The following is a 14,211-nucleotide window of genomic DNA, read 5'->3' on the forward strand; positions in this document are numbered from 1 at the left end:
TTATTCCGGCAAAGCCGTCTGTTGGAAGAAGGTGACTGTCGCCTCATCCGGCGGACCGAACCATGTTGCAAACAATGTGCGGAAATCCTTCGCCGCATAGGCTTGGCTCAATGCTCGATCGACCGTTAGCCGGAAGTCCTCGTCTGTTCGCGCCAGTTCAAGACCGAGCGGCTCATAGGTAAAATGTCGTTTTAAAACAATCAGATCTCCAGAATTATCACTGCGCGCCGCGGCGTCCATCAGAAGCGGCATGTCTCCGAAAAAGACAGCTGATTGGCTGTCCAGGACGCGCTCGATCCCTTTCTGGAAGTTGTCGACGGATGTCGCCGTCGCGGCGAGCTGGAAGGTCTTGATCCTGTCCGACAGCCAACGCTCGCTTGTCGTGCCCGCTACGGACGAGAAGGTCTTATGCTCGAGTATCGTGCGCGCGGGCGAGCCTCGCCATACAGGCCGGTTCGTCGGTTCGCCATACTCTAGCACCTCCCGCAAAGCCAACGGGGCGCTGGCGCTGACCACGGCCCCGGTGCCGCTCGGAAAGATTGGGATTGAGAATGAGACCTTTTGCCTGCGGCTGAGGGTGACCGGCTCTGCGCCACAGACGAGGTCCACCACGCCATCCGTAACAGCATTCGCCCGCGCGTCGGCGCTCAGAGATACCCACTCCACATCGAGCCGCGACAGTTTCAGTTCGGCTTTCACACTGTCAGCAACCTTGTTGCAAAGGGCAACCGCATAGCCGTCGGGTGCTCCATTGTCCGTCTTGAACGAAAACGGCCTCGCATCGGGCTCGTAGCCCAATTTCAACGAACTGCTTGCGCGGACACGGTCCAGCGTCTGAGCGACAGCGGGCGCTAAACCCACCGACGACAGCGCCACTATGAAGATGGAGGCGCCCGTTGCGATCCATCGACCTTTGCTGATAGGCATGGTTTTTCCTCTCCCGCTACTCGGACGGCACACGGCTCACGCCGACGGCGAAGCGCGGTGCGATCAGGCCGTAGATAATGAAGCTGATCCCTGTCACCAGCATTCCCCCCATCACCGCATCCTTGCCGGAAGCATAGATTGCGAAGACGCTGTAAAGCATGCCGATCATGCAGATGACGGCGTTCAGCCGGTATTTCGCAGGCGGCACCCGCGCCGCCTTCATGATGACGAACAGTGCCGACAGTGAGATGATATAGGGCAGCACATTCGTCACGACCGCGAGGTTGACCAATGCGGAGAACTGCTCGCTGAGCGTCGGAGAAATGGTCATCAGGGCAAGGCATGTCTGCACGATGCCAAGGATGATCATCCCCTTCACCGGCGCGCCCATCTCGTTGACGTGCGAGAATATGGCGGGGAACATTCTCCCCTCGGCGGCGGTGCGCGCGGTCTGCGCTATCGTGAATTGCCAGCCCAAAAGCGAACCAAGACAGGCAAGGACTGCAAGCGCCATGATGATCGAGCCGATCATCGGGTTGAACATCTTGGCATAGGCCAGCGCGAACGGACCGGTTGAGGCTGCGAGTTCCGGGTTCGGCACGATGCCCTGGATGACTGTGGTCGACAGGATATAGATGACGGCTGCGCCAAGCGTGCCGAACATGCAGGCAAGGGGCACATCACGCTTCGGGTTTTCGACGGCATCCGAATTCTGCGCTGCCGATTCCATGCCGAGGAAAGCCCAGAGCGTCAGCGAGATGCTCGAGCCCATTCCCTGGCCGAGGCTCAATCCCTTCGGGTTCCAGGCCTCGGCAAAGGTGCTCGAACTGAACCAGAGCCATCCGATGATCGAAAGCAGCCCGACCGGGATGATCACGCCCCAAACGGTGATTGCGCCGATACGCCCGGTGATGCGCGGTCCGCCGAAATTTGCCGCCGTCGTCAGCCAGAGCAGAACGATCAATGCCAGACAGGTCATGATCGGCGTCGAGGTCAATACGGGAAAGAAGCCCGCGAGATAACCGACCGCAGAGATGCCAATCGCGACATTGCCGATGGCAAGCGACAGAAAATACAGAAAGAATACCAGGAAAAAGCCATCCTTCCCGTAGGCGTCCTCGGCGTAGGCCGACATTCCCCCCGGGCGCTGGTTGAAGATACCGGCCTGGGCGAACCCCCAGGCGATAGCCATTGAGCCGATGGCAGTCACGAGCCAGGAAAGCAGCGAGATGGCGCCGACCTGCGCCATGTTTGCAGGCAGCATGATGATGCCGGATCCCATCATGTTGACGGCGACGATGAAGGTGAGCTGAACCAGGTTCATCTTCTTAGCGGCCGTCTCGGTCGCAAGATGCATTGTGTTCTCGGTCATGATGAGATCCTCTCGCCCCCCTGCTCGCGCACGACGTAGGTGTAGAACTTGATCCGGCCATCGATCCGTTCCTGGAACACGCCCTGGACTTCGTAGTTGAAGCCGGGGAAGCGGTTGAAGGATTCTTCGAAAGCCAGGAAATAGTCACGCATTGGGCGCGCCCTGTCGTCCCAGCGTTCGCCGGGGACGATCACGCCGATACCTGGCGGATAGATCAGCGCCAGGGTTGCGGAGATGCGATTGGCAGCCTCCGTCAGCGGCACGTAATCGACGTTGTTGGCCACCAGCGCTTCGTAGGCCTGCTTCGGAGCAATTGCCGGTTCGGGGAAACTTTCCGAGCGGAAGCAGAGGCGTTGCAGCTCCTTGACACCGGCCTCACGATAGAAGCTGTGCATTTCGCGGCAAATCTGCCGGACCGTGTAGCCGGCATAGCGCTGGCGATTGGCGGCAAACACCGTGGGCAGCACTTCCTGCAGCGGCGCATCACGATCCCACAGGTTCTTGAACTTGACCAGCTTGGCGACAAGGGTGTTCAGCTTGCTCTCATCCTCGGCCGGCGTCAGCAGGAAGAGAAGACTGTTCAGGTCGCATTTTTCAGGCACGATCCGCTGCTCGCGCAGATAGTTGGCGACAACCGTCGCCGGAATGCCGAACTCGCGATACTCGCCGGTCTTCCGATCGATGCCGGGCGTCAGCAGCGTAAGCTTGTTGGGATCAACCATGGTATAGCCGGGCGCATATCCGGCATAACCGTGCCACTTTGCCTGCGGATCGAAACGCCAGCATTGCTGCTCGCGCTTGAGCACGTCTGTTGGGACATCCTCCCACCGTACATCTTCGAGATCGTTTGTGTGTTTTGAACCGGAAACACTGACCTTGTCCGGCACGAAGGGATCGAAGAACCACTGTTCCTCAGTGCCGGCGGCGTTGGACTCGTAGTGCTGAACGAAGCCGCGCAGCTTCTTGCGCACCTCGATCCCCAGCTCGATGCAGCGGTCCCACAGCATCTCGCCGGCTTTGCCTTCATGAACCTTGGCGTTGACATCCAGCGAGGCGAAGAGCGGATAGAATGGAGAGGTCGAAACGTGCATCAGCAGCGACTCGTTGAACCGCTTGTGCTCGACGAACCGCCGCTGGCCGCTGATATGTTCGTCCCGCTTGTGGATTTGCGAGGCCTGTGAGAAGCCCGCCCCCTGTTTGTGCACGGATTGGGTGGAAAACAGACCCGGCATGTCCGCATGAAGATCCTCGAGCCGCATCGGGCTGTGTCCCTCGAAGAGCGGATGAAAGGCATTGTAGCCGATCCAGGCTTCGTCCCAGAGCACGTAGTCGCAGAGGTGGCCGATCTTCTTCATCACCTCCCGCACGTTGTAGATCGTGCCATCATAGGTCGCGAGCTGGATGCAGGCCAGCCGGAAGGGCCTTTCAGCTTTCGCCCGGCCTTTGTCGCTGACGAGAGGATGCTCCTCGATCTTTTGCCGGAGCCATTTCTCGTCCCAGGCGGCCCAGTCGACCGCCCCGATCATGCCGAAAGCATTGCGGGCCGTCGGCAGATAGATCGGGATCGCACCCGCCTGCACCAGAGCGCCCTGGTGGAGGGACTTGTGATTGTTGCGGTCAAAGAGCACGAGATCGCCGCTGCGCAGCACCGCATTGGCGACGACCTTGTTAGAGGTGCTGGTTCCATTCAAGATGAAATATGTGCGGTCGGCGCCGAAGATGCGCGCCGCCTGCTTCTGGGCTTCCACGGCAGGCCCCTCGTGGATCAAAAGGTCGCCAAGATCGACGTCCGCATTGCAGAGATCGTTGCGGAAAATGCTTTCACCCAGATATTTGAAGAACAGTTGCCCGGCAGGTGACTTGCGATAGAACTGGCCGCCTTGATGACCCGGGCAGTCGAAAGCGATATTTGCCTCACCATCATAAGCCATCATGCCGCCAAAAAACGGGGGCAACAGCGTTTTGCCGTAGTTGACCGCGCTGGAAATGATCTGCTTGGCATAGAAGGCAGGCGTCTGCTGTCCGAGATAGACGAAGCCTTCCACCTCGCCAGCCATTTCGACCACATCCATATCCGCAACGGTCAGCGTATCCGCCATGGCCCAGATCGGCGTAGCGAAGCCGATATCCCTGACGGAGCGGAGGAAGCTGCGCGCGGCCGGCAGCCAGCCGCCCTCGACCGAGCCGATATAGGCGCCGACGGCTGCATCTTCGGACACGTCGGCAGAGTAGCCGTCGCGCAGTTCCACTTCGAAACCCTCGGCGGCAATCTGCGCCAGCAGCTCCACAGCCTGCGGATTATCGCGATCGACGACGGCCACGATCTTCAGCATTTTGTGAAACGGTATGGCGACCGTCGGAGACTTCACATCTCGCGGGATCATTCTTGCGCCCCTTCTGCAATGCAATCGATCAGGTAGCGGCGTCCGCCATCGCCTGGAGCGAAGCGAAGACCATGGATATCCGTCTCGAAACCTGGGAACTTGCTGTCGAAATCCCGGGCATACAGCAGATAATCTTGAATGGACTTCGTGGATGGGGTGATCCGCTCGCCGGGCATGATCAGCGGAATTCCCGGCGGATAGGGAACGATCATCACGGCGAGGATGCGGTCCATGAGATCGTCGATCTCGATGCTCTCGATCTTCCCCTTGACCAGCCGGTCATAGGCATCGGCAGGACGTAGCGCCATTTCCGGCAGGACCGTGTACATGTCGCGCTGGGCCTTCGGCACGTCGTCCTTGCGATAGGTCGCATGGATGTTTTCGCAGAGATCTCGCAACCCCATGCCCGCATAGGCCTCCGGATGGGCTGCGGCGAGTGCCGGCAGCACGCGCGTCAGCGGCGCATTGGCGTCGTAGAGGTCCTTGAAATTGATGAGCTCGGTGACAAGCGTACTCCATTTGCCGCGCGTAATCCCCATTGAGAAGAGAATGAGGAAGGAATAGAGCCCGGTCTTCTCGATCTCGATGCGACGGGAGGAGAGGAATTTCGTGATGACCGCGGCGGGAATGCCGTGTTCTTGCATCATGCCGTTTGCGGACAAGCCCGGCGAAAGGATGGTGACTTTAATCGGGTCGACCATGACATGATTTTCGGCAAGGTCCGCGAACCCGTGCCAGGCCTCACCCGGCTTGAGGACCCAGTCGGCATGAGTGTCGCTAGGCGTCTCGTCGGCAATCGTCGGCTCCCACACATCGAACCACCAGCTTGCTTCCGTCTGTTTTCTGACAGCGTTCATCGCCCGACGGAAGCTGATCGCTTCGTCGATCATTTCCTGAACGAGCGCACGCCCTGCCGGCTGCTCCATCATCGCAGCCGCGACGTCGCAGGAGGCAATGATGCCGTATTGCGGCGAGGTCGAGGTGTGCATCATGAAGGCTTCGTTGAAGCGCGTAATGTCCAGACGCTTGGTGGCGGCATGCTGGATGTGGATCATGGATGCCTGCGAGAATGCAGCCAGAAGCTTGTGCGTCGAATGCGTGGCAAAGGTGATCGCGGTTTTGGATCGCGCCGGCTTCGTCGACGAGATTCCGTGAAAACCATCGTAGAATTCATGGAAGTTGGCATAGGCATACCAAGCCTCGTCGAAGTGCAGCACCTCGACGGCGTCGCCCAATACCTCTTTGATGGCGTCGACATTGTAGCAGAGCCCGTCATAGGTCGAGTTGGTGATCACCATCAGCCGGACCTTGCCGCTGGTCTGCCCGGCAAAGGGGCTTGCGGCAATCTTTTGGGCGATTGATTCCGGCTTAAACTGGTCCTTCGAGATCGGGCCGATGATACCGAGCCCATTGCGCGACGGCGTCATATAGATTGGCGTCGCGCCCGTCATGATCAGAGAATGCAGAATAGACTTGTGGCAGTTGCGATCGCACAGCACGAGATCGCCACGTCCCACCATGCCGTGCCAGATGATCTTGTTGGCTGTCGAGGTACCGCCGACGACAAACATGGTCTCGTCCGTGCCGAAAATACGCGCCGCATTGCGCTCACCCTCGGCGATCGGTCCGACATGATCGAGAAGCGATCCGACACTGCCGACCGATACGGAGATATCGGAACGAAGCGTGTTTTCGCCGAAGAAGGTGTAAAAGAGCTGGCCAACCGGGCTCTTGCGGAAAGCGACGCCACCCCCGTGGCCAGGTGTGTGCCAGGAATAAGCGCCCTCGAGTGTATAAGCCATCAACGCCTTGAACATCGGCGGCGGCAGCCGGTCGAGGTAGTTCCGCGCAGCCTGCGCTATGGCGCGCGCCATGAATTCCGCTGAATCTTCGAACAGCCGGAAGAAGGCATTGGTGTGGCGCAGCACGGTAGCCGGGACGTCTTCCGCAGTCGTGCTGTCGCCGAAGAGGAAGATCGGCAGGCGGTCGTTCCTCTGCCGCTTTGCGGTCAGAACCTCTTCCAGCACCTGCCAGCGCGTAGTCTTGTCCTCGGAGCCGTCGACGGAAATCAACCAGCAGGATTCGGTGTTGAAGATCTGAACGAGCCGGCGCGCATCCTCATAAGACACGCCGGAGACGATCCGGAAGCCTTCTTTTTCGATCGCGGCCGCCAGATCACGCATGCCGCGTCCGGCTGCGTTCTTGCCATCAAAATCCTCGTCGATAACGGCTATCGGAAATGCCATCTGGAATTCCATGCATTCCTCCAGAAACCGGGGGTCAAAGACTGTGGCCGCCATGCAGCGGCGTGCATCTCAGTTTGGAGGATCGTACATGACGCGTGGAGCAGCGTCGTTGATTGCAATCAACGTGAAGCGAAGCATTTCGATATCAGCAGGGAGCGACAATGCCTGACAACGGCTACTCTGCCCATTCCGCGTCGGCGGTGAAGGCGATCGTCAGCCAACGGTTGGCGCTCTCGTCCCCGATCGCCTTCCCTATGTCGTCTCTCAGCGCGTCCCATTCCTCCACGGTCTTCGGAGGAAGCCCTTCGGGCACGATGAAGTAGAGTTCGATCTGCGTTGCTCGGCCGACCCGGGCCACATAGGCGCGGTGAGAAAGGAAGCCGAGGCGGCCAACCATTTCGGCGGCGACCCGGTCGACATGCTGCTGGAGTTCGACCGGGGCAATCAGCAGAATTTCGCTCAGCGCCTTCCAGACGGTGCCGATCGGAAGCGGGATCATGACCAGGCAGACCAACGTCAGGACAAGCGGATCCATATAGCTGGCAAGCCAAGCGGCTTGCGTCTCCTGCACGGCAATGCCGACGAGGAACGCGAGAAGCAAGGCAAACGCAATGCCGCCCGACATGATCCAGGCCTTGATGTCGAGCGAGACGAAATCGGAGTTGATCCGGCGGTTCAGCCGGATGCCGAGGACGGCCATGATCACGCAGACAAGCAGGGTCGCCGCGGAATAGGCGACCGCCATGCCGAAGCGCAGTTCATGGCCGCCGCTCAAGATGCTGATGATGGCGCTGATCAGCGCATAGACCCCGACCGTCATCAGCAGGCAGCCATTGAGCATGAGGACTATCGGCTCCAGATGCCAGAAGCCCATGGTAAAACGGTTTCGAATCCTGCCGGACCGGGCGTCGCTCTTAGTCGATCTTATGATCAGGCTCGAAACCCAGAGCGCAAGCCCGGTCATGGCTGCATCGGCGAGTGAATAGACGCCATCGAAAGCGATCGAGAACGAGCCCGAAAGGATGCCGAAAACGACACCGAGTACGGCAACCACGATGGTCGCAGCGATCGAGATCCGCAAAAATCCCTGTTCGTTCGACATCGCCACCTCCCGCGCGGTCACCGGTCCGCCCATTCTAACGTCTCCGCGCTAATCTTGAAGGCATTCAGCATGGAAGATTCGGAACGATCGGCGACTTTGCATCGACCGAATTGCAGCGCCTAAAGCGCGTCGCATCAAACTTGATTCATGCGACGCGCTTTAGTCCTCTGTTTTTATGCATGTCGTTATCCCGGAACCGCTGCACCCTTCCGGGCGACATGCTTTAGTTTGGATGGAAATCTCGCTTGTGATGGCTATTTGCGAAAGCCAGGGCAGCGGTTAGACAGCCTCATCGCCCAATGGCAGAAGCCTGGCAGTCTCGGCCTACTCCGCTACCGTGGTGGGAGCACGGTGGGCCAGGCTTGCGTCTTCCGCTCGGTCGAGGTGAGCCGCTATACAAACTCGCGATCATCGTCTGGGAGATCATGGGAGGCGGTGCGACCCGCCTCGACCTGACATTCGTGGGGCACGTCAGCGCCGATAATCGTCATTTAGTATAAAAAGTCATGTTGCCGTTGCGTGCCCGTGACACCCACTCGATATCGTTCGGCCCGAGCTTTTTGGTCTTGAGCTGCGCCACGAGCCATTTGTTCGACCGAATTGCGGCTCTGATAGCTGAAACGTGTTCTTCACTCCCTGGTTGTGGGTGTGAACCGGTCTCCGAAAAACCTGCGACCCTGTAGCTCACGATCGTGAATCTTTTGCCGTGATAAGCCCGCACCGCGTCAGGCAAACTCTCACTCCAGTTCATTCTTCGAAATTCGCGTCGATCCTGCTGGGCTTGTATCGGAAGGGTACCGGCGAAAGCAGTCAACGCGGCAACTCCAATGATCACGGCCATCTTCATCTCTTTAACTCCTGAGAACAAAATGTTCCTCGGCGCGAAAGATAGCCCATGCGCAGGAGCCGGGCATTGAGTTCGATCAATGGTGTCCAGGCGAGAGCATGATGAATGGAAAGAGGCCATTCCCGCATGGCCACGCACACTGTTCTAGCGGCAAAGTGGACGGTTGCAGACTACGCATTGAACCGGATTGCGGCGCCTATTGTTTGGGTGGAAGATCATGCCGAGGAACCGCTGTCCGAAAGCGCATCGGCACGGAAAGGAAGATTCTCGGGAGGTCTTCATGACAACGTCGCCAAACGGCAAGAGCCTGGGGCTTGCCGCCTGCACCGCCATCGTGGTCGGAAATATGGTCGGGTCCGGGTTTTATCTTTCCCCGGCTGCCGTCGCGCCCTATGGCAATCTGGCGATCATCGTGTGGATCCTTATGGGTGCCGGTGCGATCTGCCTCGGTCTCACCTTCGCGCGTCTTGCAAGCCTTGTGCCCGCCGTCGGAGGACCCTACGCCTATACGAGAATCGCCTACGGCGATTTCGCAGGCTTTTTGATCGCCTGGGGTTACTGGATCTCCATCTGGACATCGCTGCCCGTCATCGCCATTGCCTTTACCGGAGTGATGGTCGATCTCTTCCCTGCCCTTGGCAATCGCTTCGCCGCGACCGTGCTGACCCTCGGTGTGATCTGGGCGATCGTGCTCGTCAATCTTCGCGGCGTTCATGCAGCCGGCCTCTTCGCGCAGGTTACCACCTATGCCAAGCTGCTCCCGTTCGGTGCGGTCGCCATTATCGGTCTTCTCTATATCGATCCGTCGCATTTCTCCGAATTCAATCCGAGCGGCCAGCCGCTGCTGCAATCGGTCGCGACGCTGGCGCCACTGACGATGTTTGCCTATCTCGGGCTGGAATCGGCGACCGTTCCTGCCGGTGATGTCGAGAACGCCGAGCGCACCATTCCCCGGTCGACGGTGATCGGGATCTCGATCGCCGCCACTCTTTACGTGCTTGGCACCATCGTGGTGATGGGCCTCGTCCCGCGCGAGCAGCTTGTTCATTCGGTAGCACCCTTCTCCCAGGCCGCCGGGATCATGTGGGGGCGCACCGGCGAACTGGCTATCTCTATCGCGGTCCTGATCTCCTCGATCGGAGCGCTCAACGGCTGGACCCTGCTCATGGGCCAGGTTCCGATGGCGGCTGCCCGCGACGGGCTGTTTCCGCCGCTTTTCGCGCGGCTCTCGCCGCGCGGCGTGCCGGCATGGGGCATGGTCATTTCAGCCTCGTTTGCAACGCTTCTGGTGCTGGTTCAAGCGATCGGCTCAGAAGGCTTTGCCGCCGTCTATCGGCTGATGGTCGGGCTGAGCACGATGACCGCCGTCGTTCCCTACGCCTTCTGTTCGCTGGCCAGGACCCTTGTGGCAGGCGTGACGCACGGGCACATGCCAAAGGTCAGCACAATCGAGCTCATCGCCTTTCTCTTTGCGATCTTCACTCTCTATGGCTCCGGCGCCGAGCCGGTGCTTTATGGCCTGGTCCTGTTGATGCTCGGCATCCCCGTCTATGTCTGGCAAAGGCGAAATGCAGCTGGTGCGAGAGACAAAGAGGCGGCTCCGAGTGCAGCAACGCACCCGGCGCTCTCGCGATAAGTTTGTCATGAAAGATCAATGCATGTCGCCCGGAAGTGTGCAGCGGTTTCGGGATAATGACCATGCATAAGAACAAAAAGCTAAAGCGCCTATCAATCAGATTTGATGCGACGCGCTTTAGTGCCAGGTCAGGCCATCAAAGCCGCTATTGATGATCGTCCCGCGCTCGCCGCGCACCATTCCGGCAATATCGGCAAGCGAGCCAATTGCCGCCGTCCCGCCCACTGTGCGCGCAAAATGGCAGGCGGCTTCGACCTTGGGACCCATCGATCCAGCCGGGAAGGAGAATTGCTTGAAATCATCGGGGCGGGCGCAATGGATCGCCTTCTCTGACGGTTTGCCCCAGTCGGTGCAGACGGCCTGAGCATCGGTCGCCATGATCAGAAGATCGGCGGAGAGCTCGCGCGCCAGAAGCTCCGAGCATAGATCCTTGTCGATCACCGCCTCGACACCGATCAGCTTCCGGTCACTCCCTTTTTCGTACATCGTCGGGATGCCGCCGCCGCCGGCGCAGATAACGATCGTGCGCTGTTCCAGCAGCCAGCGGACTGGACGAATTTCGAAGATGCGCATGGGCGCCGGCGAGGCAACGACACGCCGCCACTTTTCCCCATCCTGCTTGAAGACCCAGGCCTTTTCGGCGTGCAGCCGGTCCGCTTCCGCCTTCTCATAAACAGGACCGACGAATTTGGTCGGGTTCTGGAAGCCCGGATCGGCGGCATCGACTTCTACCATGGTCAGCAGCGTTGCCAGAGGCTGCTCGAACGGCAGCAGGTTGCCGAGTTCCTGCTCCAGCATGTAACCGATCATGCCCTCGGTTTCAGCGCCGAGAACATCGAGCGGATAGGCTTCCTCCGGTTTATAGGCCGCGCCCTGAAGCGCAAGTAGCCCCACCTGCGGGCCATTTCCGTGCGTTATGACGATCTCATGCTCGCCCGCCAACGGCGCAATCGCATGAGCCGCGGTCCGCGCATTCCGTCTCTGGGCATCGGCAGTCATGGGTTCCCCACGCCGGAGAAGCGCATTGCCGCCTAGCGCTATAACGATCCGCATCCTAATCTCCCAAGGTAGCGACAAGCAGGGCCTTGATCGTGTGCAGGCGATTTTCCGCCTGCTCGAAGGCGACATTGGCCTCGGACTCGAAGACGTCGTCGGTGACCTCAAGGCCGTTGCTCATGCCGTAATCTTCCGCGATCTGCTTGCCCAATACCGTCTCGGTGTCGTGGAAAGCCGGCAGGCAATGCATGAATTTGGTCTGACGATTTCCGGTTGCCTTCATCAAGGCTTCGTTGACCTGATAGGGCGTTAGCAGCTTGATGCGTTCGCGCCACACATCCTTCGGCTCACCCATCGAGACCCAGACGTCGGTGTGAACGAAGTCGACCCCCCGGACCGCCTCATTGGGATCATCAGTGACCAGCAGGCGCGCACCGGACTTCTGCTGCAGGTCCTTGGCGATCGTCATGTACTCGTCGGAGGGCCAGAGCGACTTGGGGCCGCAAATGCGCACATCCATGCCCAGTAGGCAGCCGATGATAAGAAGCGAGTGCCCCATGTTCGAACGCGTGTCGCCCACATAGGCATATTTGATGTCGGCGATCGGCTTGTCGCTGTGCTCGCGCATCGTCATCACGTCGGCGATCATCTGCGTCGGATGATATTCGTCCGTCAGGCCGTTATAGACCGGCACGCCGGCGTAGCGCGCAAGCGTCTCCACGCCGTGCTGGGCGGATCCGCGATATTCGATCGCGTCATACATGCGGCCAAGGACACGCGCCGTGTCCTTGAAGGATTCCTTGTGGCCGATCTGCGAGCCGGATGGATCGAGATAGGTCACGTTGGCGCCCTGGTCCGAGCAGGCGACCTCGAAGGCGCATCTTGTCCGCGTCGAGGTCTTCTCGAAGATTAGGCAGATCTCCTTGCCCTTGAGGTGCTGCTGTTCGGTGCGGGCATATTTGGCACGCTTGAGATCGCGGGCGAGATCGAGGAGGTAGCGGAATTCGCGTGGCGTATAGTCCTGCACGGTCAAAAGCGAGCGATTGCGCAGATTGAAGCTCATTGTCTTGCTCCGTCGGTGTGTTTCATGGGTGAAAACGTCAGTATGCAGGCTCGCGCCAGATGGGGCATGTCATGCAATGCCCTCCACCACGACCACGGCCGAGTTCGGAGCCACGGATGGTAATGACCTCGATCCCTGCCTTACGCAGAAGTGTGTTCGTGTAGGTATTGCGGTCGTAGGCGACGACGACGCCGGGCTCGAGTGCGACGACATTGTTGCCGTCGTCCCATTGTTCGCGCTCCGCCTGGTAGGAATTGCCGCCGGTTTCCACGATGCGCAGTTTCGGCAACTCGAGCGCCTCGCTGACAACATCGAGCATCGACTGACTTTCGGGGTGAATCTCGAATGTTCCGTCGTCATCCCTAGGGTACATGCTGTAGCAGCGGATCTGGTCGACGACCTCGGCAAACAGCGTGACGACATCGCGATCGCAAAAGCTGAAAACGGTGTCGAGGTGCATTGCCGCGCGGCTCTTCGGCATCAGACAGCCGATCACCCTCTTGGCCGCCTTGCTCCTGAACAGGGCCTGCGCCACCTGGCCAACGGCCTGGTAAGTCGTGCGCTCACCCATGCCGATCAGGACCGTGCCGTTGCCGATCGGCATGACATCGCCGCCCTCCATCGAGGCATTGGCGAACTGATTGTCTGAATCGCCCCACCAGATCCGGAAATCGCCACCCAGAAAGATCGGATGAAACTTATAGATCGCCCGCTGGATCAGTGTCTCTGCGCGTCTCGCCGGCCAGAACATCGGGTTGCAGGTCACGCCGCCGTAAATCCAGCAGGAGGGGTCGCGCTGAAACAGCGTGTTCGGGATCGGCGGAATGACGAAATCCGTTTCCGGCAAGGCACTGAGCATCAGCGACTTGGCCTTGACTTCCGGCAGATCGGAGATCGCGATGCCGCCGATCATGAACGCGGCGAGCTGTGTGGCCGGCATCTCGTCAAGCCATGGCCGCATCGCCTCGGCAATCTGCGAGCCGAGTACATTCGGAGTGATGCGTCGGTCCAATATGAAGTCACGTGCCTGCTTGTTGGTCAGCGCCTGGCCAAGCAAGTCGTGGAGTTCGAGAACTTCTACGCCTCTTTCCTGCATCTTCAGCACGAAATCGAAGTGATCTTTCTGAGCCTCATGCACCCATAGGACATCGTCAAAAAGCAGGTCATGGCAGTTGGCAGGCGTCAGGCGCTGATGCGCCAGAGACGGTTTGCAAACCATGACAGTTCTGAGCTTTCCAACCTCCGAGTGAACGCCGAAACCACGCATGTGGCCCTCCCTGCAGCTTTTTGGATCGCGGCGCCGCCGCTGGTTATTGGCCATCACACTATTTGGGCCGGCTCGGTCATGTCATTGATCGCAGACAATCGGTAACGCAGTATGTGGTGGGTGAAGCCAAGGGAATGCGGTCGCATTCACTGGAGGCCCGAAACGACACATCGATAGATTTGCCATACCCGCCAATGGGTGGGGTGAACGTCGAGCACTTCACCCGTCATGGCATTGATCCAGCCACCGGGGAGACGCTGGCAAGGAAAAACCAGCGCATGAACGCCGTCATCGTCGATGACAGCGAGCTCTATATCAAGTTCGAACGGAGCTTCGACAGGCAACCGCCACATCGCCGCGCCCTCCCCCAA

Annotated in this window: 11 protein-coding genes; 1 reads left to right on the forward strand and 10 read right to left on the reverse strand. The window is 59.4% G+C overall.

Translation table 11 applies throughout. From position 1 onward, the window contains the following. The 6 genes from HJB89_RS19230 to HJB89_RS19255 form a co-directional block, all read right to left on the reverse strand. Positions 1 to 927: an amino acid ABC transporter substrate-binding protein gene (locus HJB89_RS19230; RefSeq protein ID WP_207585776.1), complete on the reverse strand. Its 927-nt coding sequence runs from the start codon at positions 925 to 927 to the stop codon at positions 1 to 3. A 16-nt stretch (positions 928 to 943) separates the two neighbouring features. Then, the gene (gene potE, locus HJB89_RS19235) at positions 944 to 2,299 is read right to left on the reverse strand and encodes a putrescine-ornithine antiporter (RefSeq protein WP_207585777.1); all 1,356 of its coding nucleotides are present in this window, start codon (positions 2,297 to 2,299) and stop codon (positions 944 to 946) included. After that, positions 2,296 to 4,683, reverse strand: coding sequence for an ornithine decarboxylase (speC, locus tag HJB89_RS19240; protein ID WP_221150404.1), 2,388 nt, complete (start codon positions 4,681 to 4,683; stop codon positions 2,296 to 2,298). The genes potE and speC overlap by 4 nt, the downstream gene beginning before the upstream one ends. Beyond that, entirely contained in the window at positions 4,680 to 6,941 is a 2,262-nt protein-coding gene (locus HJB89_RS19245; RefSeq protein WP_207585779.1) for an arginine/lysine/ornithine decarboxylase, read from the reverse strand. The genes speC and HJB89_RS19245 overlap by 4 nt, the downstream gene beginning before the upstream one ends. A 163-nt stretch (positions 6,942 to 7,104) precedes the next feature. Continuing rightward, positions 7,105 to 8,031 (reverse strand): cation diffusion facilitator family transporter, encoded by a 927-nt coding sequence (locus HJB89_RS19250; protein WP_221116262.1) that lies wholly within the window; start codon positions 8,029 to 8,031, stop codon positions 7,105 to 7,107. Between the two features lie 487 nt (positions 8,032 to 8,518). Beyond that, positions 8,519 to 8,878, reverse strand: a complete 360-nt coding sequence (locus HJB89_RS19255) for a hypothetical protein (RefSeq protein WP_207585780.1) — start codon at positions 8,876 to 8,878, stop codon at positions 8,519 to 8,521. A 280-nt stretch (positions 8,879 to 9,158) separates the two neighbouring features. On the opposite strand from HJB89_RS19255, the gene HJB89_RS19260 reads away from it, so the two are divergent. Continuing rightward, a complete protein-coding gene (locus HJB89_RS19260) occupies positions 9,159 to 10,514 on the forward strand; it encodes an amino acid permease (protein ID WP_221150405.1) in 1,356 nt (451 codons plus the stop codon). A 117-nt stretch (positions 10,515 to 10,631) separates the two neighbouring features. Here HJB89_RS19260 and arcC read toward each other — a convergent pair whose 3' ends face one another. From arcC to HJB89_RS19280, 4 genes are all read right to left on the reverse strand, one after another. Further along, positions 10,632 to 11,567 carry a carbamate kinase gene (gene arcC / locus HJB89_RS19265; RefSeq protein ID WP_221150406.1) on the reverse strand — a complete coding sequence of 312 codons (936 nt, stop codon included), beginning with the start codon at positions 11,565 to 11,567 and terminating at the stop codon, positions 10,632 to 10,634. Position 11,568: 1 nt separating this feature from the next. Beyond that, positions 11,569 to 12,573 carry an ornithine carbamoyltransferase gene (locus HJB89_RS19270; RefSeq protein WP_207585783.1) on the reverse strand — a complete coding sequence of 335 codons (1,005 nt, stop codon included), beginning with the start codon at positions 12,571 to 12,573 and terminating at the stop codon, positions 11,569 to 11,571. A gap of 37 nt (positions 12,574 to 12,610) precedes the next feature. Further along, positions 12,611 to 13,840: an arginine deiminase gene (gene arcA, locus HJB89_RS19275; RefSeq protein WP_207585784.1), complete on the reverse strand. Its 1,230-nt coding sequence runs from the start codon at positions 13,838 to 13,840 to the stop codon at positions 12,611 to 12,613. 146 nt (positions 13,841 to 13,986) lie between these two features. Continuing rightward, entirely contained in the window at positions 13,987 to 14,193 is a 207-nt protein-coding gene (locus HJB89_RS19280) for a hypothetical protein (RefSeq protein ID WP_207585785.1), read from the reverse strand. Between the last annotated feature and the right edge of the window lie 18 nt (positions 14,194 to 14,211).

Source organism: Rhizobium sp. NZLR8 (assembly GCF_019685025.1).
Classification (GTDB): domain Bacteria; phylum Pseudomonadota; class Alphaproteobacteria; order Rhizobiales; family Rhizobiaceae; genus Rhizobium.

Coding starts and splice junctions, on each gene's coding strand:
- HJB89_RS19230 (WP_207585776.1), bottom strand. CDS start 927: ATGCCTATCAGCAAAGGTCGATGGATCGCAACGGGCGCCTCCATCTTC.
- potE (WP_207585777.1), bottom strand. CDS start 2,299: ATGACCGAGAACACAATGCATCTTGCGACCGAGACGGCCGCTAAGAAG.
- speC (WP_221150404.1), bottom strand. CDS start 4,683: ATGATCCCGCGAGATGTGAAGTCTCCGACGGTCGCCATACCGTTTCAC.
- HJB89_RS19245 (WP_207585779.1), bottom strand. CDS start 6,941: ATGGAATTCCAGATGGCATTTCCGATAGCCGTTATCGACGAGGATTTT.
- HJB89_RS19250 (WP_221116262.1), bottom strand. CDS start 8,031: ATGTCGAACGAACAGGGATTTTTGCGGATCTCGATCGCTGCGACCATC.
- HJB89_RS19255 (WP_207585780.1), bottom strand. CDS start 8,878: ATGAAGATGGCCGTGATCATTGGAGTTGCCGCGTTGACTGCTTTCGCC.
- HJB89_RS19260 (WP_221150405.1), top strand. CDS start 9,159: ATGACAACGTCGCCAAACGGCAAGAGCCTGGGGCTTGCCGCCTGCACC.
- arcC (WP_221150406.1), bottom strand. CDS start 11,567: ATGCGGATCGTTATAGCGCTAGGCGGCAATGCGCTTCTCCGGCGTGGG.
- HJB89_RS19270 (WP_207585783.1), bottom strand. CDS start 12,573: ATGAGCTTCAATCTGCGCAATCGCTCGCTTTTGACCGTGCAGGACTAT.
- arcA (WP_207585784.1), bottom strand. CDS start 13,840: ATGCGTGGTTTCGGCGTTCACTCGGAGGTTGGAAAGCTCAGAACTGTC.
- HJB89_RS19280 (WP_207585785.1), bottom strand. CDS start 14,193: ATGTGGCGGTTGCCTGTCGAAGCTCCGTTCGAACTTGATATAGAGCTC.